Below are 17,513 nucleotides of genomic sequence, written 5' to 3'. Positions count from 1 at the left end.
TTTTTGATCCCGCGCGATTAGAACGCGTAGTTGAAGTTAGTACCGAACAGCCAGGCTTTACCTTCAGAACGGAACTCGTACGGACCTTCTTTGATGGTCACGGACTGACCGTGCATGTAAGAGGCACCTACGTCAACAGAAGCATCTTTATTGAACGCATAAGTCGCACCTGCGCTCAGCCAGAAGCGGTCCTGATCCGGGATAGAAATGGAACGTGTCTGAGCCGGAACCGGGCTATCATCAAAGGCAATACCGGTACGGAAGGTCCAGTTAGTATCGTAGTAGTAGGTGGTACCCAGCGCGATACGATAAGAGTCTTTGAAGCTCTCATCCTTATAGAAAAGCGTCTGGCCATTAGAGCCGGTCGCTTTCAGCTCCTGGAACTGACTCCAGCTGGTATAAGCCATGCTGTAGTGAATTGCCCATTGTGGCGCAACCTTGTTGTAACCTGAAACTTCCCACATTTCTGGCAGGTTAAGCGTCAGAGAGCCCGGAATAGTTCTGCCACCAGTTGGATACGGGAAACCTGGGACGGCGGTGTTCATGTTGCTGTTGTAATCTCCGTCGAAGTCGATTTTAACTTCAGAACGGTAGGTCAAACCCCAACGGTTGTTTTTATCCAGCTCATACAGAATACCCGCGTTCCAGCCATAACCCCACTCGCTGCCTTTCAGGCGTGCAATTTGGGTGTCGGCAGGGATGGCGGCCAGTTGTTTGGCTTTGGCGATGGCGGCCGGGCGTGCTGCCGCAGGCAGGTTTGGTACCTGAGAGAGAATCTGACCGGCAGCCAGCATACCGGCGTCACCTGCATAGCGCTCGATTTTAGCATCGGCGTAAACCGCATCAAAACCAAGACCAAAGCTCCAGTTGTCGTTCAGGCGATAAGCGCCGCTCAGGTTCAGGTTTACGGTTTTCAGGTCAGTTTTACCGCCCATTGTGCCCGCTGCATAGTTATCGCCATATTCAGTCGCCAGACCAAAGTTAGAGGTCACTGATGCCCCCCAACCAAACTGGTCGTTAATAGGTGCAACAAAATGTACGTTTGGAACCCAGGCGCTTGGGGCGATGTTGTCCGCATTCAGGCTCTTACCGGACGGCGATTTACCAGAAATATTAACATCCGGGTCAATATAGACAGCACCAGCAGAGAACGTTGGGCGGTCAAACATCATAATCAGTGCCGGGTTACGACTTGCGTTACCCGCATCATCAGCGATGGCGCCTTCCCCGGAATATGCGCGGCCAAGGCCAGAGGAAGAAAATTCGTTTAACTGAAAGCCCGCTGACCATGCGGAAGTGGAGACGAGTGCCACTGCGACTGCCAGCGCAGTCTTGTTGAACAGGGTTTTCTGGCTCATGACCATAACCTCATTGAGTTATTTTTATTCAATAATTGTTACATACCGTAACAGGAGCGCGAAGTGTAGGGTCTGAGGTATGACAGACAAATCAGACCAGTGGCGTGAGTATAGGTCTGACCAGCAGGAATGTTGCAAGTTTGTTTATTAATATTTTCAAACATGTTTCTTGAAACGAGATCTGCTTGGCAAAAATGTGACCATCGCGACTCACCCAAAAGGGGGGTTTTTGTTTTAGATCATTTTTTAGTGTGATATTGGTCACTTATCCGATTTTGCGCCATTAACGGCTGGAGAGAGCCAGCGTCGGGGCGTAAAATATCAGCATCGTGTTTATCTCGCGCATTGCGCGAATACAGAGGAAATTGAGCTATGAGTAAATGCAGTGCTGATGAAACCCCGGTTTGCTGCTGTATGGATGTTGGCACCATCATGGACAACTCCGATTGCACCGCCTCTTACAGCCGTGTATTCACTAACCGTGCCGAAGCGGAAGAGACCCTGACCGCGCTGAGCAAGCGTGCGCGTGATGTGGAATCCGATCCGTGTGAAATCAAGTCGACCTTTACCGAAGTGGAAGGTGGCGTGAAGCTGGATATCGACTTTGTGTTCGCCTGCGAAGCAGAAACGCTGATTTTCCAGTTGGGTCTGCGTTAATTCTTTTTGCCCGCTGACATACCTCGTAAATGCCTCTGCCATGCAGGGGCATTTTCTTTTTCTTCTCTGTGTTTTAGCTCGCACTTTTTCGTTTCCCTGATTGGCTGAATGTAAAAAAATGGTTAAGACTATTATCAGGTCAGACCACTTATGTTTGCGCAAAATATTTTACAGGGGAGTGTTATGAGTCAGGCATTACCGCTTATTACCCGTCAGGGCGATCGCATTGCCATCGTCAGTGGATTGCGTACGCCATTTGCGCGTCAGGCAACGGCGTTTCATGGCATACCGGCCGTTGACCTCGGGAAAATGGTGGTGGGGGAGATGCTGGCTCGCAGCGAAATTCCGCCAGAGGTCATCGAACAGCTGGTTTTCGGTCAGGTCGTGCAGATGCCTGAAGCACCGAATATTGCGCGGGAAATCGTCCTCGGTACCGGAATGAATGTCCATACTGATGCCTACAGCGTCAGCCGCGCGTGCGCGACCAGCTTCCAGGCTGTAGCGAACGTGGCTGAAAGCCTGATGGCGGGCACCATTCGTGCCGGGATCGCCGGCGGGGCGGACTCCTCTTCGGTACTGCCGATCGGGGTCAGTAAAAAGCTGGCGCGCATCCTGGTTGATGCCAACAAAGCCCGCACAACCGGACAAAAGCTCAAACTCTTCTCTCGTTTACGCCTGCGCGATCTCATGCCTGTGCCTCCTGCCGTAGCGGAATATTCCACGGGTCTGCGCATGGGCGATACCGCCGAGCAGATGGCGAAGACCTATGGCATTACCCGCGAGCAGCAGGATGCGCTGGCCCACCGTTCACATCAGCTGGCAGCGAAAGCCTGGTCTGAAGGTAAACTGGCTGATGAAGTGATGACCGCTTATATCCCGCCATACCGTGAACCGCTCGCCGAAGATAACAATATCCGCGGCACCTCGACGCTGGCAGATTATGCAAAACTGCGCCCTGCGTTTGACCGCAAACATGGCACGGTAACCGCGGCTAACAGTACGCCACTGACGGACGGCGCTGCTGCGGTGATCCTGATGACCGAATCCCGCGCGAAAGAGCTGGGTATCACTCCCCTGGGCTATTTGCGCAGCTACGCTTTTACCGCCATTGATGTCTGGCAGGACATGCTGTTAGGGCCTGCCTGGTCCACGCCGCTGGCACTGGATCGCGCAGGGCTGACGCTGGCTGATTTAACCCTGATTGATATGCACGAAGCCTTTGCCGCACAAACCCTGGCAAACGTGCAGTTACTGGCAAGCGAGCGTTTTGCGCGAGATGTGCTGGGCCGCGCCCATGCCACAGGCGAAGTCGATCAGAGTAAATTCAACGTGCTGGGCGGCTCTATCGCCTACGGTCATCCGTTTGCCGCCACAGGGGCGAGGATGATCACGCAAACATTACACGAGCTACGTCGCCGTGGCGGCGGGTTTGGCCTTGTTACCGCCTGTGCGGCGGGTGGACTTGGTGCAGCAATGGTTCTGGAGGCTGAATAATGGATATGCCATCTGCATTTAATCTGACGGTTCGCCTCGATAACGTGGCCGTTATCACTATTGATGTGCCTGATGAAAAGATGAATACCCTGAAGGCTGAATTTGGTGTTCAGGTGCGCGCGATGCTAAAGCAGATCCGCGACAACAAAGCCATTCGTGGCCTGGTGTTTATCTCTGCCAAGCCGGACAACTTTATTGCCGGAGCCGACATTAACATGATCGCCCGGGCGCAAAGCGCGCTGGAAGCCGAAGAGCTGGCGCGTCAGGGCCAGCAGGTGATGGCGGAGATCAACGCTCTGCCGATCCCGGTGATTGCCGCGATCCACGGCGCATGTCTGGGCGGAGGGCTGGAGCTGGCGCTGGCCTGTCATAGCCGTATCTGTACCGATGACGCAAAAACCATTCTGGGTCTGCCGGAAGTGCAGTTAGGACTTCTGCCAGGCTCCGGCGGAACGCAGCGTCTGCCACGCCTTGTGGGGGTCAGCACTGCACTCGAAATGATCCTGACGGGTAAGCAACTGCGTGCCCGCCAGGCCCTGAAAGCCGGCCTGGTTGATGAAGTGGTTCCTCATTCCATTTTGCTGGAGGCTGCCGTCGAACTGGCTCTGAAAGGACGCCAGGCTAAACGTCCTCTACCCGTGCGTGAACGCGTTCTGGCCGGGCCGTTGGGACGTGCTTTGCTGTTCAGTATGGTGGGTAAAAAGACTGAGCAGAAAACCAAAGGCAACTACCCGGCGGCGAAGCGAATTCTTGAGGTTATTGAAACAGGGCTATCGCAGGGCAGCAGTAGCGGTTATGCCGCTGAGGCAAAAGCCTTCGGTGAACTGGCGATGACGCCGCAGTCGCAGGCACTGCGCAGCATTTTCTTTGCCAGCACTGAGGTGAAAAAAGATCCGGGCAGTGAGGCTAAACCTGCTCCGCTACGCGCCGTTGGCGTACTGGGTGGTGGGCTAATGGGCGGCGGAATATCTTTTGTTACCGCAAGCAAAGGTAAATTGCCTGTACGTATCAAAGACATCGCTGCGAAAGGGATCAACCACGCGCTGCAGTATAGCTGGCAGAACCTTGATCAGAAGGTCAAACGCCGCCATATCAGGGCAAGCGAGCGTGATAAAACCCTGGCGATGATCTCCGGTACGACGGATTACAGTGGTTTTGCGCATCGCGATCTGGTGATTGAAGCCGTGTTTGAGGATCTGGCGCTTAAGCAGCAGATGGTGGCAGACGTTGAGCTACATTGCGCCCCGCACACCATTTTTGCCTCAAACACGTCGTCATTGCCGATTGGCGATATCGCGGCGAAAGCCGTGCGTCCGGAGCAGGTGATTGGCCTGCACTTCTTTAGCCCGGTAGAAAAAATGCCGCTGGTGGAAGTGATCCCGCATGCCACAACCAGCCCGCAAACCATCGCCACCGTGGTGAAACTGGCCAAAATGCAGGGTAAGACACCGATCGTTGTGGCGGACAAAGCCGGTTTTTACGTTAACCGCATTCTGGCTCCCTATATTAATGAAGCCATGCGGTTGCTGACAGAAGGCGAGAAAATCGAGCACGTCGACGAGGCGCTCGTCAAGTTTGGTTTCCCTGTTGGGCCAATCCAACTTTTGGATGAGGTGGGAATAGACACCGGAACTAAAATTATACCTGTGCTGGAAGCCGCTTATGGCGATCGTTTTACCCCGCCTGCAAATATTGTTTCTGCAATTTTGAAGGACGATCGCAAAGGCAGAAAAAATGAACGCGGTTTCTATCTTTACGGCGCGAAAGGGCGTAAAAGCAAGAAACAGGTCGACCCTTCTGTTTATGGGCTTATTTCGACCGCCGGTCAGGGAAAACTGTCTGCCGTTCAGTGTGCTGAACGGTGTGTGATGATGATGCTCAATGAAGCGGCGCGCTGCTTTGGTGAGCAGGTTATCAGGAGCGCGCGTGATGGTGACATCGGCGCGGTATTCGGCATTGGTTTCCCGCCGTTCCTTGGCGGCCCGTTCCGTTACATGGATACGCTTGGTGCGGGTGAAGTGGTTGCTATCATGCAACGTTTGGCCTCGCAGTATGGTCCACGGTTTACACCGTGTGACGAATTATTGCAGATGGCGGAACAGGGCCAGACATTTTGGCCTGTAAGGGAAACTGTCCTCGTAAGTTGAGGTCAAAGAAGGGTAAATCCTGAAGTGAATGAATCTGTTCTGGCGATTTTGTAAACAGAGATTGACTATACTTACGCCATTGAGGTAAAAAACAGCGTTTCATTCACCGAATGGATCAGGCACAATGCCCGGCCATCGGGTTTTCTACCTCTCAGCAGTTATCGCGGGTAGTTAACGCCGGTGATTCTGGTTAACAAAAGCGGTGCAATATGCAAGTTTTTATCATGCGTCACGGCGACGCGGCACTCGATGCCGCCAGTGACTCAGTACGTCCTTTGACCGTCTGTGGCTGCGACGAATCTCGTCTGATGGCGACCTGGCTTAAAGGTCAAAAAGTGGACATCGAGCGCGTTCTGGTGAGTCCGTTCCTGCGTGCAGAACAGACGCTGGACATGGTAGGGGAGTGTATGAACCTGCCTGCCAGTGTGGATGTTCTCCCTGAACTCACCCCGTGTGGCGATGTAGGCCTTGTCAGCGCTTATCTTCAGGAGCTGTACAATGAAGGTGTCGCTTCCGCGCTGGTCATTTCCCACCTGCCACTGGTTGGCTATCTGGTATCTGAGCTTTGCCCGGGTGAGACTCCGCCGATGTTCACTACCTCCGCCATTGCCAATGTCACTCTCGACGAAACGGGCAGAGGTACCTTCAACTGGCAGATGAGTCCGTGCAACCTGAAGATGGCAAAAGCGATCTGATGTGACGTGTGCTATAGCGGGGAGCAGAGCATGCTTCCCGCTGTTCTGTCAGGGTAATTCTGGCGGCTGCCACTCTTCTACTTCAATCAACACCAGCAATGCGGCATCTCCGCCGTACTCTTTGGGTGCCTGATGAAAAGCCAGCACGTGCGGATGTTGAGCCAGCCACAGGGGTGTTTGTTGCTTGAGAATATGTTTGCCGTGGCCGTGCATCACGCAAGTGCAAAAAACATGTTCACGGCGACAGGCCGCAATTAAAGCTCCCAGCTCCTGCTTCGCCTGCATCTGCGTCAAACCATGCAGATCGAGAAACAGCTCGGGTGAATAATCCCCACGGCGTAATTTCTTCAGCTCAAAATGGCTGACGTCTTCACGAACATACTTCACCGCCCCTTGCGTATTGAGCAGCGGCTGAAATTCATCTGAAAAATAGTGGCTGTTATCCGCCTGCTCCTGCAGCAGCCGTTTGACCGGTACTTCGCTGATTTTTTTACGCTGTGGGCGATGGACAATAGTGTCCTGCGCGATTTTACGCGTCCCGGTCATCAGCTGTCGGAAGAGCGCCTGATCCTCCTCGCTGAGCGATGTTTTCTTTTTCATTTGTCATTCTCATCTCGTATTTCCGATAGTGTAACCGACTAAACGCATTTTTTAACCTCAAGCGGCACGCGTCATTGCTGATTTATCGCCGTCTTCATGGCAAACTAGCCGCCGAAAATTATGCGAGCATGCCCTGGAGGAAAGAGTGGATAAAATTTTTGTCGATGAAGCAGTAAACGAGCTGCATACCATACAGGACATGTTGCGCTGGTCGGTTAGCCGCTTCAGTGCCGCCAATATCTGGTACGGTCACGGTACCGATAACCCGTGGGATGAGGCTGTTCAGCTGGTGCTGCCGTCTCTCTATCTGCCGCTGGATATTCCTGAAGACATGCGTACCGCGCGCCTGACCTCAAGCGAAAAACACCGCATTGTTGAACGTGTGATCCGCCGCGTGAACGAGCGTATTCCGGTCGCCTACCTGACTAACAAAGCCTGGTTCTGCGGCCACGAGTTTTATGTCGATGAGCGCGTGCTGGTGCCGCGCTCGCCAATTGGCGAGCTGATTAATAACCACTTTGAAGGTCTGATCGGCCATCAGCCGCAACACATTCTGGATATGTGTACCGGCAGTGGCTGCATCGCCATCGCCTGCGCGTATGCTTTCCCGGAAGCGGAAGTGGACGCAGTGGATATCTCCACCGACGCGCTGGCTGTCACCGAGCACAACATTGAAGAACATGGTTTGATTCACCACGTTACGCCAATTCGCTCCGATCTGTTCCGCGACCTGCCAACGTTGCAATACGATCTCATCGTCACTAACCCGCCGTACGTTGATGCGGAAGACATGTCCGATCTGCCGAACGAATATCGCCATGAGCCGGAGCTGGGTCTGGCGTCAGGCTCTGACGGCCTGAAGCTGACGCGTCGCATCCTGGCCTGCGCGCCGGATTATCTGACCGACGACGGTGTTCTGATTTGTGAAGTAGGCAACAGCATGGTACATCTGATAGAGCAGTACCCGGATGTGCCGTTCACCTGGCTTGAGTTCGACAACGGCGGTGACGGCGTCTTTATGCTGACCAAAGCGCAGCTGCTCGACGCGCGTGAACACTTCAGTATCTATAAAGATTAATCCAGCGGGCTTCGGCCCGTTTCACAACGCTCAAACACAAACAACAACATCGGAGCCGTGATGGCAGGAAACAGTATTGGACAGTTATTCCGTGTGACCACTTTTGGTGAATCGCACGGGCTGGCATTGGGTTGTATCGTTGACGGCGTCCCGCCAGGCATCGAACTGACCGAAGCCGATTTACAGCACGACCTCGACCGTCGTCGTCCGGGCACTTCTCGCTACACCACGCAGCGTCGCGAGCCGGACCTGGTTAAAATTCTCTCCGGCGTCTTTGAAGGCCGTACCACCGGGACCAGCATTGGTCTGCTGATCGAAAACACCGATCAGCGTTCTCAGGACTACGGTGCTATCAAGGACGTGTTCCGCCCAGGCCATGCCGACTACACCTACGAGCAAAAATACGGCTTCCGTGACTATCGCGGCGGTGGACGTTCTTCCGCGCGTGAAACCGCGATGCGCGTGGCCGCAGGGGCGATTGCCAAGAAATACCTGCAGCAGAAGTTTGGCATTGTGATCCGTGGCTGTCTGACCCAGATGGGCGACATTCCGCTGGCCATCAAGGACTGGGAGCAGGTTGAACAGAACCCGTTCTTCTGTGCTGATGCCGACAAGCTGGAGGCGCTGGACGAACTGATGCGCGGCCTGAAAAAAGAGGGCGACTCCATTGGAGCGAAAGTCACCGTGGTGGCGGACGGCGTCCCGGCTGGCTGGGGTGAGCCGGTATTTGACCGTCTCGACGCCGACATCGCCCACGCGCTGATGAGCATTAACGCGGTTAAGGGTGTAGAGATTGGCGACGGTTTTGACGTGGTTCAGCTTCGTGGCAGTCAGAACCGCGACGAAATTACGAAAGCTGGTTTCCAGAGCAACCATGCGGGTGGCATTCTCGGTGGGATCAGCAGCGGGCAGCAGATTGTTGCCAACATCGCACTGAAGCCGACCTCCAGCATCACCGTGCCGGGCCATACGATTAACCGCGATGGCGAAGAAGTTGAGATGATCACCAAAGGACGTCACGATCCGTGCGTGGGGATCCGCGCGGTGCCGATCGCCGAGGCGATGCTGGCTATCGTGCTGATGGATCACTTCCTGCGCCAGCGCGCGCAGAATGCGGATGTGACGACCACCATTCCACGCTGGTAAACATGAAAAAGACCGCAATTGCTCTGCTGGCGCTGCTCGCCAGCGGAGCCAGTCTGGCCGCGACGCCATGGCAAAAAATCACCCACCCGGTGGCGGGGAGCGCGCAGTCCATTGGTGCCTTTTCGAACGGCTGTATCGTCGGTGCCCAGGAGCTTCCGCTGCAGTCCGATACCTACCAGGTGATGCGTACCGATCAGCGTCGTTATTTCGGTCACCCGGATCTGGTGTTGTTCATCCAGCGTCTGGGAAACCAGGTGCATAACCTGGGATTGGGCACGATGCTGATTGGCGATATGGGGATGCCTGCCGGCGGTCGTTTTAACAGTGGGCACGCCAGTCACCAGACAGGGCTGGACGTCGATATCTTCCTGCAGCTGCCGAAAACGCGCTGGACCTCCGCCCAACTGCTGAAACCGCAGGCGCTGGATCTGGTGGCGAGCGACGGCAAGCGCGTTGTGCCGTCACTGTGGACGCGGGACGTATCCAGCATGATCAAGCTGGCGGCAAAAGATAACGACGTCACGCGGATTTTCGTCAACCCGGCTATCAAACAGCAGCTCTGCCTGGATGCCGGAACCGATCGCGACTGGCTGCGCAAAGTCCGCCCGTGGTTCCAGCACCGTGCGCACATGCACGTGCGTCTGCGCTGCCCGGCGAACAGCCTGGAATGTGAAGATCAGCCGCTACCGCCGTCGGGCGATGGCTGCGGATATGAACTGCAAAGCTGGTTTGAGCCAGCCAAACCTGGAACCTCTAAGCCTGAGAAGAAGACACCGCCTCCGTTGCCGCCTTCCTGCCAGGCGCTACTGGATGAGCATGTACTTTAATGGATAATTTCGTCGATCTGTTTATGGTGTCGCCGCTGCTGCTGGTGGTGTTGTTCTTTGTGGCCATGCTGGCCGGTTTTATCGATGCTCTTGCGGGCGGCGGCGGGCTGTTAACCGTACCCGCGCTACTGGCGGCGGGCATGAGCCCGGCTCAGGCTCTGGCCACGAATAAGCTGCAGGCTTGCGGCGGTTCACTCTCGGCATCGCTCTATTTTATCCGCCGTAAGGTGGTGAGCCTTGCCGATCAGAAGCTCAATATCCTGATGACCTTTATCGGCTCGACGTCGGGCGCGCTGCTGGTCCAGCACGTGCAGTCCGATATTTTGCGCCAGATCCTGCCGATTCTGGTCATCTGCATCGGGCTTTACTTCTTGCTGATGCCAAAACTCGGTGAAGAAGATCGCCAGCGTCGTCTGCACGGTCTGCCATTTGCTCTGATTGCCGGTGGCTGTGTGGGTTTTTACGACGGTTTCTTCGGCCCGGGCGCCGGTTCATTTTATGCGCTGGCGTTCGTGACGCTAGCTGGGTTTAACCTTGCCAAATCCACTGCCCATGCCAAAGTGCTCAACGCGACCTCAAACCTTGGTGGCCTGTTGCTGTTTATCATCGGGGGCAAGGTTATCTGGGCAACCGGGTTTGTGATGATGGCGGGGCAGTTCCTGGGCGCGCGTGCAGGCTCGCGTCTGGTGTTAAGCAAAGGACAAAAACTTATCCGCCCAATGATTGTTATCGTCTCGGCGGTAATGAGCGCCAAACTTCTTTATGACAGCCATGGACAGGAGATCCTCACCTGGTTGGGGATGCACTCATGAACAGTACGCATAAATACGAACAGCTGATTGAGATTTTTGACGGCTGTTTTGCTGACGATTTTAATACCCGTCTGATTAAAGGCGACGACGAACCGATCTATCTTCCCGCAGATGCTGACGTGCCGTATAACCGCATCGTCTTTGCTCACGGTTTTTACGCCAGCGGGTTGCACGAGATTTCGCACTGGTGCATCGCCGGAAAAGCGCGTCGCGAGCTGGTGGACTTCGGCTACTGGTACTGCCCGGACGGACGTGACGCCGCAACGCAGGGGCAGTTTGAAGATGTTGAGGTTAAACCGCAGGCGCTGGAATGGTTATTCTGCATCGCGGCGGGTTTCCCGTTCAACGTGAGCTGTGACAACCTCGAAGGCGACTTCGAGCCAGACCGTATCGTGTTCCAGCGCCGCGTTCATGCGCAGGTGATGGAATATCTTGAGAAAGGCATTCCGGAACGTCCGGCGCGTCTGATCGAGGCTTTACAGAATTATTACCACACGCCGGCGATCGCGGCGGAATGCTTCCCCTGGCCGGAAGATCTTTAACTGAGGAAAGAAGATGATCGCAGAATTTGAATCACGCATTCTGGCGTTAATTGATGACATGGTGGAACACGCCAGTGATGATGAGCTGTTCGCCAGCGGTTATCTGCGTGGTCACCTGACGTTAGCCGTTGCTGAGCTGGAGGCCGGGGACGATCACACTGCCGAGGCCGTTCATGATGAAGTGACCCGCAGCCTGGAGAAAGCTATTCAGGCAGGAGAACTCTCTCCGCGCGATCAGTCACTGGTGCTGGGTATGTGGGACAATTTGTTCCAGCAGGCGAAAGCGAAGTAATTGTTTTCAGCCCTCTCCCGCAGGGAGAGGGCTCCAGACCACAGCCTACTTAACCTTTTTCCCCTTCAGCAGTTTCCGTACCCACAGTCGGTTTGGATTAAGCCCTGCAAGCGTAACCCTGTCCAGCGGAATCGGCTCTTCGCTCATTTGCGCGGCCAGTACTTCAGCCAGCAATGGCGCTGAACATAATCCCCGCGAGCCTAGCCCACCCAGCATAAACAGGTCCGGATACACCGGTGCACTCACTGCAGTATCTTTGTTTTCCGCAAGATCCTGATAAGCCTCCAGTGTTGCTTCATAGTCCGGTACGTTACCCGCCATAGGCAGATGGTCGCGGGTGGCGCAGCGCACGCCGCAGCGCGCTTCCCCCTCGCTGATGTCAACCTCTTTCGCCCACGCAGCATCCGGGAAACAGTCAATCAGTCGCTGGCGGTTTTGCTGTTGGTCCGCATCGCTGTAGTGCATATCCATTTCGCCACGATGGTAGCTGGCGCCGATGCAGTGATGGCCGTTAGACGGGTTTTGCGGCGTCAGATAGCCGTCATAGCACAGCACCTGACGCAGCTTGCTCAGTTCGGGCGCGGTCGGGATATGGCTCACCTGGCCGCCGACCGGATAAACCGGCAACGTCTCTGTCTGGATAAACTGGCTGATGTGATGCCCGTTTGCCAGCACAACGCTGGCATGGCTCGCCTCTTTACCATCGGCAAAACGGAGATTCCAGCGATCTGTGCGGCTCAGCGATTCAACCTTGTGAGCATAATGTGCCGTCAGTCCGCGCGATTGTGCCAGAGCAATGACCGCCGCGGTCAGTTCCGCCGGGCACAGCCAGCCGCCGAGCGGATACTGAATGCCTCCACAGCCGGTGTCCACGCCAGCGGTGTCTGCCACCTCTTGCGTACTTACCGCGCGGGCAATTTCGTCAGGCAGATCCAGCGACAGCATCTGCGTGATTTTTTGCTGGCTCTTTTCATCCCAGCCGAGCTGGGTCACGCCGCACCAGTCATGGTCGAATGCCACTGGCAGGGCGTCATACAGATGACGAGCGAAGATAAAGGCTGCCGGGAAAAACTGACTCAGTGCGGGATCGTGAGCGCTTAAAAGGGGATAGAGCGCCCCCTGACGGTTGCCGGAAGCCCCCCTTGCTGGCGTCTCGTCAGCACAGTAGAGTGTCACCTGCCAGCCCCGGTGGAGAAGGGCGAGAGAAAGCAGGGCGCTGGCGATCCCTCCGCCGACTATCGCCACTTCGCGCGATGCGCTGGCGCGGCGTGCAAACCAGGGCGCCTGAGCGGGAATGTCCAGCGTCTGATCCATCCTGCCGACCAGCATGTCGCGCTTGCGGCCAAAACCTTTGGTCTTCTGCATGGTAAAGCCCGCTTCCTGCAACCCCCGGCGGACAAATCCTGCCGAGGTAAAGGTAGCGAGCGTTGCACCCGGGCGCGCCAGCCGCGCCATCGCGGTGAACAGATGCTGACTCCACATATCCGGGTTTTTGGCAGGCGCAAAGCCGTCCAGGAACCATGCATCTACCTTCTGATTCATCGAATCATCGAGCTTATCGGTCAGTTCATTGATGTCGCCAAGCCACAGATCCAGTGTGATGCGTCCGCCGTCCAACAGTAAACGGTGACAGCCCCCAATATGAGGCGGCCACTGCGCCTGAAGCTGCTCTGCCCACGGTGCAAGTTCTGGCCAGTGCTGATGGGCGAGCCGCAGATCGTGCGCCGTGAGCGGGAATTTTTCGAAACTGATGAAATGTAATCTTTGTAGCGTAGCCTCAGGGTGTGCAGCGTGAAACTGATCGAACGCCTGCCAGAGGGTCAGAAAATTCAGCCCGGTACCGAAGCCGCTCTCGGCGACCACGAACAGATTCCGCGGATGTACAGGGAAGCGAATGCTGAGCTGGTTTCCGTCGAGGAAAACATAGCGGGTTTCTTCCAGTCCGTTATCATTAGAAAAATAGACGTCATCAAAATCTCGGGAAACAGGTGTACCCTCAGCGTTGAATTCGAGGTTGGCGGGTTGTATAGCATTTTGTTTCACGTAAGTTACTCGTCTGACAGGCAGTGGCACGATCTTAACGATGTGAGCCCATCGGTGCAAATTTCCGCAGAAAATGGCTGATCGGACTTGTTCGGCGTACAAGTGTACGCTATTGTGCGACTCGAAACTTACTATAGTGCGACTTACAGAGGTATTGAATGAAACGTGCAGTGATTACTGGCCTGGGCATTGTCTCCAGCATCGGTAATAACCAGCAGGAAGTCCTGGCATCTCTGCGTGAAGGACGCTCCGGGATCACTTTCTCTGAAGAGTTTAAAGATTCAGGTATGCGCAGCCACGTATGGGGTAACGTCAAACTGGACACCACCGGTTTGATTGACCGCAAAGTGGTTCGTTTCATGAACGATGCCTCTATTTATGCTTATCTCTCCATGCAGGAAGCGATCAAAGATTCCGGCCTGAGTGAAGAGGTTTATCAGAACAACCCGCGCGTGGGTCTGATTGCCGGTTCCGGCGGCTCATCAAAAGCGCAGGTATTCGGTGCTGACGCAATGCGCAGCCCGCGTGGTCTGAAAGCGGTAGGTCCGTACGTGGTAACTAAAGCCATGGGTTCCGCGGTTTCCGCGTGCCTGGCGACTCCATTCAAAATTCACGGTGTGAACTACTCCATCAGCTCCGCGTGTGCGACGTCTGCACACTGCATCGGTAATGCTGTTGAGCAGATCCAGCTGGGTAAACAGGACATCGTATTTGCTGGCGGCGGCGAAGAGCTGGGCTGGGAAATGGCCTGTGAATTCGACGCGATGGGCGCACTGTCCACCAAGTACAATGAAACCCCGGATAAAGCATCTCGTACCTATGATGCGCACCGTGACGGTTTCGTTATCGCTGGCGGCGGCGGTATGGTTGTGGTTGAAGAGCTGGAACATGCGCTGGCACGTGGCGCGCACATCTATGCTGAGATCGTGGGCTACGGTGCAACGTCTGATGGCGCTGACATGGTTGCGCCATCTGGCGAAGGCGCGGTACGCTGCATGAAGATGGCGATGCACGGTGTTGATACCCCAATCGACTACCTGAACTCCCACGGTACCTCTACTCCGGTAGGCGACGTGAAAGAGCTGGGTGCAATCCGTGAAGTCTTCGGCGACAACAGCCCGGCAATCTCCGCGACCAAAGCGATGACCGGACACTCTCTGGGTGCGGCTGGCGTGCAGGAAGCGATCTACTCTCTGCTGATGCTGGAAAACGGCTTTATCGCCCCAAGCATCAACATCGAAGAGATGGACGAGCAGGCTGCTGGCCTGAACATCGTGACCAAACCAATGGACGCGACGCTGACCACCGTCATGTCCAACAGCTTCGGTTTCGGCGGCACCAACGCCACGCTGGTGATGCGCAAGCTGAAAGCATAAGTTTTATGTTTGATTCAGAAAGGGAGCCATAAGGCTCCCTTTTATTATGCATTGACAACTGGCTGATCTGACAGGCAAACTTCACCACTCAACATTATCCTCACGATAATGCGTAAGCGTTTAACGTCAACCAACGCACCTTAATCCTGATAATCAGGTAGAGGGGGCGTGGCATTTCCCCGCCTTACTCTTCATTTCGGAGTAAAGCATGACTGCAATAACTCAAACAGAAACAACCCCTTCAGCGAACGTCTCGTTGTTCCGCATCGCCTTTGCCGTATTTCTGACCTATATGACCGTTGGCCTGCCGTTGCCGGTGATCCCGCTGTTCGTTCATCAGGAACTGGGCTATGGCAACACCATGGTCGGCATTGCCGTGGGCATTCAGTTTTTAGCCACGGTATTAACGCGTGGATACGCCGGTCGTCTGGCGGATCAGCACGGTGCTAAACGTTCCGCACTGCAGGGGATGTTTGCCTGCGGGCTGGCAGGTGGTGCGTGGCTGCTGGCTGCTCTCCTGCCGGTCGACGCCGCGTATAAATTTGCGCTGCTGGTGCTGGGCCGTTTAATCCTCGGCTTTGGTGAAAGCCAGCTGCTGACCGGTACCCTGACCTGGGGTATGGGTCTTGTGGGGCCTGCGCGTTCCGGAAAAGTGATGTCCTGGAACGGTATGGCCATCTACGGCGCGCTGGCCGCGGGCGCACCGCTTGGACTGCTGATCAATAGCCAGTTTGGATTTGCGGCGCTGGCTGCCACCACCATGCTGTTACCGCTCCTGGCGTGGGCGTTTAACGGTTCGGTCCGTAAAGTACCTGCCCATAAAGGGGAGCGTCCTTCCCTGTGGAGCGTGGTTGGTCAAATATGGCAGCCGGGTCTTGGTCTGGCACTGCAGGGCGTGGGATTTGCGGTGATTGGTACGTTCGTCTCGCTGTATTTCATGAGTCGTGGCTGGGCGATGGCGGGCTTTACCCTCACTGCCTTTGGCGGCGCATTTGTGCTGATGCGAGTGCTGTTCGGCTGGATGCCGGATCGTTTTGGCGGTGTGAAAGTGGCGGTAGCGTCGCTGATGATAGAAACCGTTGGCTTGTTGCTACTGTGGAACGCACCGGTCGCTTCTGTTGCACTGATCGGCGCAGCACTCACCGGTTGCGGTTGTTCACTGATCTTCCCGGCGCTCGGCGTTGAAGTCGTGAAGCGTGTTGCCCCGCAGGTGCGTGGTACAGCATTGGGCGGCTATGCGGCGTTTCAGGATATCTCATACGGTGTCACTGGGCCGCTGGCGGGGCTGTTAGCCACTTCGTTTGGCTATCCGTCAGTGTTCCTGGCCGGAGCGGTTTCTGCGGTGGTTGGGATTATTGTGACGCTGGTGGCGTTTCGCAGGACTTGAGCCGTTGTAGGCCCGGTAAGCGCAGCGCCACCGGGCAAAACCTCAGGCAACCAGCCAGAAAATCGCCAGCGCAATCATCAGCGCAATAAACAACAGCCCCGGACGGGCAGACAGCGTTCTGAAGGTCTCCACGACCGGTGCAAACAGCGGGTTGTAGATCGGCTGAATATCCCTGACTTCCGGCACGCCGCCTTCACGCTCGGCGCGGCGGATAAAGATCTGATTCAGCAAATCCTGCACCTGCGCGGTGGTCAGTACCGTTTGCGGCGTGGCCTGCCAGGTCTGCTGGGCGTAATCCCGAATCACCTCAAACTCATGCGGCTCAAGCGGCTGTTTCAGTGCCGCCTGGAGCGTATGCAGGGTAGGGGTATTCTGGGCACTCAGCGTCTGACGGGCCTGTAGCCAGGTCACCAGATGGGTAAACTGTTTCGCCGGGATCAGCTCGCCCGCTTTCACGCCGGAAAGCTCCAGCATCGACTGCCAGATTAGCTTCGTTGACTCGCCGGTGGCGGCGGCCAATTTGGTCACCATCTGGTTCAGTGTATTGTGTTCAGCAGGCAGCAGCGGACGCTCGGTTGACGGACGCTGTTGCGGTTGCGGGATGGTCAGCTGATTGGTTTGCAGTAGCGTCAGCACGGTTTTCAACTGCTCTGGCGTCAGCTGACTCAGGGTGGTCTGGCCAAACTGCTGGCGAATGAAATCACTGACCGCCTGTCGGTTATTACCCTGGCCTAACAGCTCGGTGAGCTGTGAGACAATCTGCCGGGTGGTGTGATTTTGCTGTGCGGCGGTAATACGCTGATTCAGATTTTGCTCGGCCGCAGGGAAATGGCGCGACTGCAGCGGTGCATCGTTCCGGACACCTAAATCATGCTTAACCCCGGCCCAGACTTCCGCGTTTTGCTGTGACGTCAGCGCAATCAGGCGCGTGATCAGTCGCTCCAGCACGGTGCGCTGTTGTGTGGATAGCGGTTGTTCACCGGCAACGTTCGGCGTGACAGGGCCTTCACCCGGAGGGCGTGGCGGCGTACCTGAAATGGGCTGCATCGTCAAAAATCC

The 17,513-nt window shown here is 55.7% G+C and carries 16 protein-coding genes; 12 read left to right on the top strand and 4 right to left on the bottom strand.

Translation table 11 applies throughout. From position 1 onward, the window contains the following. Positions 1–17 precede the first annotated feature (17 nt). On the bottom strand, positions 18–1,358 hold the full coding sequence (fadL, locus tag ACLHV8_RS15450; protein ID WP_080357350.1) for a long-chain fatty acid transporter FadL: 1,341 nt from the start codon (positions 1,356–1,358) through the stop codon (positions 18–20). Positions 1,359–1,730: 372 nt separating this feature from the next. Between fadL and ACLHV8_RS15445 the strand changes: the two genes are divergently transcribed. The 4 genes from ACLHV8_RS15445 to sixA all read left to right on the top strand — a co-directional run bounded on the left by ACLHV8_RS15445 (position 1,731) and on the right by sixA (position 6,351). Further along, positions 1,731–2,015, top strand: coding sequence for a YfcZ/YiiS family protein (locus ACLHV8_RS15445; RefSeq protein WP_129324706.1), 285 nt, complete (start codon positions 1,731–1,733; stop codon positions 2,013–2,015). Between the two features lie 183 nt (positions 2,016–2,198). Beyond that, entirely contained in the window at positions 2,199–3,509 is a 1,311-nt protein-coding gene (gene fadI / locus ACLHV8_RS15440) for an acetyl-CoA C-acyltransferase FadI (RefSeq protein ID WP_028016197.1), read from the top strand. Then, a complete protein-coding gene (gene fadJ, locus ACLHV8_RS15435; RefSeq protein ID WP_208594191.1) occupies positions 3,509–5,656 on the top strand; it encodes a fatty acid oxidation complex subunit alpha FadJ in 2,148 nt (715 codons plus the stop codon). The genes fadI and fadJ overlap by 1 nt, the downstream gene beginning before the upstream one ends. A gap of 209 nt (positions 5,657–5,865) precedes the next feature. Then, positions 5,866–6,351, top strand: coding sequence for a phosphohistidine phosphatase SixA (gene sixA / locus ACLHV8_RS15430; protein WP_208594192.1), 486 nt, complete (start codon positions 5,866–5,868; stop codon positions 6,349–6,351). Between the two features lie 48 nt (positions 6,352–6,399). On the opposite strand, the gene smrB is transcribed toward sixA, so the two are convergent. After that, complete coding sequence (gene smrB, locus ACLHV8_RS15425; RefSeq protein ID WP_410376980.1) at positions 6,400–6,951, bottom strand: endonuclease SmrB; 552 nt, start codon at positions 6,949–6,951, stop codon at positions 6,400–6,402. 145 nt (positions 6,952–7,096) lie between these two features. Between smrB and prmB the strand changes: the two genes are divergently transcribed. The 6 genes from prmB to ACLHV8_RS15395 are packed head-to-tail and all read left to right on the top strand — an operon-like array spanning position 7,097 to position 11,648. Then, positions 7,097–8,029 carry a 50S ribosomal protein L3 N(5)-glutamine methyltransferase gene (gene prmB / locus ACLHV8_RS15420; protein WP_008502612.1) on the top strand — a complete coding sequence of 311 codons (933 nt, stop codon included), beginning with the start codon at positions 7,097–7,099 and terminating at the stop codon, positions 8,027–8,029. 60 nt (positions 8,030–8,089) lie between these two features. Then, the gene (gene aroC / locus ACLHV8_RS15415; protein ID WP_208594193.1) at positions 8,090–9,175 is read left to right on the top strand and encodes a chorismate synthase; all 1,086 of its coding nucleotides are present in this window, start codon (positions 8,090–8,092) and stop codon (positions 9,173–9,175) included. Positions 9,176–9,177: 2 nt separating this feature from the next. Beyond that, positions 9,178–10,002 (top strand): penicillin-insensitive murein endopeptidase, encoded by an 825-nt coding sequence (gene mepA / locus ACLHV8_RS15410; protein WP_208594194.1) that lies wholly within the window; start codon positions 9,178–9,180, stop codon positions 10,000–10,002. After that, positions 10,002–10,814 (top strand): sulfite exporter TauE/SafE family protein, encoded by an 813-nt coding sequence (locus ACLHV8_RS15405; protein WP_028016203.1) that lies wholly within the window; start codon positions 10,002–10,004, stop codon positions 10,812–10,814. The genes mepA and ACLHV8_RS15405 overlap by 1 nt, the downstream gene beginning before the upstream one ends. After that, positions 10,811–11,356, top strand: a complete 546-nt coding sequence (locus ACLHV8_RS15400) for an elongation factor P hydroxylase (RefSeq protein WP_049005892.1) — start codon at positions 10,811–10,813, stop codon at positions 11,354–11,356. Before ACLHV8_RS15405 ends, ACLHV8_RS15400 begins: the two co-directional genes overlap by 4 nt. Positions 11,357–11,369: 13 nt before the next feature. Further along, entirely contained in the window at positions 11,370–11,648 is a 279-nt protein-coding gene (locus ACLHV8_RS15395) for a YfcL family protein (RefSeq protein WP_028016205.1), read from the top strand. Positions 11,649–11,693: 45 nt separating this feature from the next. On the opposite strand, the gene mnmC is transcribed toward ACLHV8_RS15395, so the two are convergent. Continuing rightward, a complete protein-coding gene (gene mnmC / locus ACLHV8_RS15390) occupies positions 11,694–13,691 on the bottom strand; it encodes a bifunctional tRNA (5-methylaminomethyl-2-thiouridine)(34)-methyltransferase MnmD/FAD-dependent 5-carboxymethylaminomethyl-2-thiouridine(34) oxidoreductase MnmC (RefSeq protein WP_208594195.1) in 1,998 nt (665 codons plus the stop codon). 158 nt (positions 13,692–13,849) lie between these two features. Here mnmC and fabB point away from each other — a divergent pair, with 158 nt between their 5' ends. Both fabB and ACLHV8_RS15380 read left to right on the top strand, forming a co-directional pair. Further along, positions 13,850–15,067 (top strand): beta-ketoacyl-ACP synthase I, encoded by a 1,218-nt coding sequence (gene fabB, locus ACLHV8_RS15385; protein ID WP_028016207.1) that lies wholly within the window; start codon positions 13,850–13,852, stop codon positions 15,065–15,067. A gap of 208 nt (positions 15,068–15,275) precedes the next feature. Beyond that, a complete protein-coding gene (locus ACLHV8_RS15380) occupies positions 15,276–16,454 on the top strand; it encodes an MFS transporter (protein WP_049005888.1) in 1,179 nt (392 codons plus the stop codon). Between the two features lie 42 nt (positions 16,455–16,496). Here the strand turns inward: ACLHV8_RS15380 and flk are convergent, their stop codons facing one another. Continuing rightward, complete coding sequence (gene flk / locus ACLHV8_RS15375; RefSeq protein WP_208594196.1) at positions 16,497–17,501, bottom strand: flagella biosynthesis regulator Flk; 1,005 nt, start codon at positions 17,499–17,501, stop codon at positions 16,497–16,499. Positions 17,502–17,513: the final 12 nt, after the last annotated feature.

The sequence above is a fragment of the Enterobacter sp. CPE_E863 genome (genome assembly GCF_046521465.1).
In the GTDB taxonomy this organism is placed as follows: Bacteria; Pseudomonadota; Gammaproteobacteria; order Enterobacterales; family Enterobacteriaceae; genus Enterobacter; species Enterobacter adelaidei.
The sequence above is the reverse complement of the archived record's forward strand: the minus strand, read 5'-3'. Positions and strand labels throughout refer to the sequence as shown.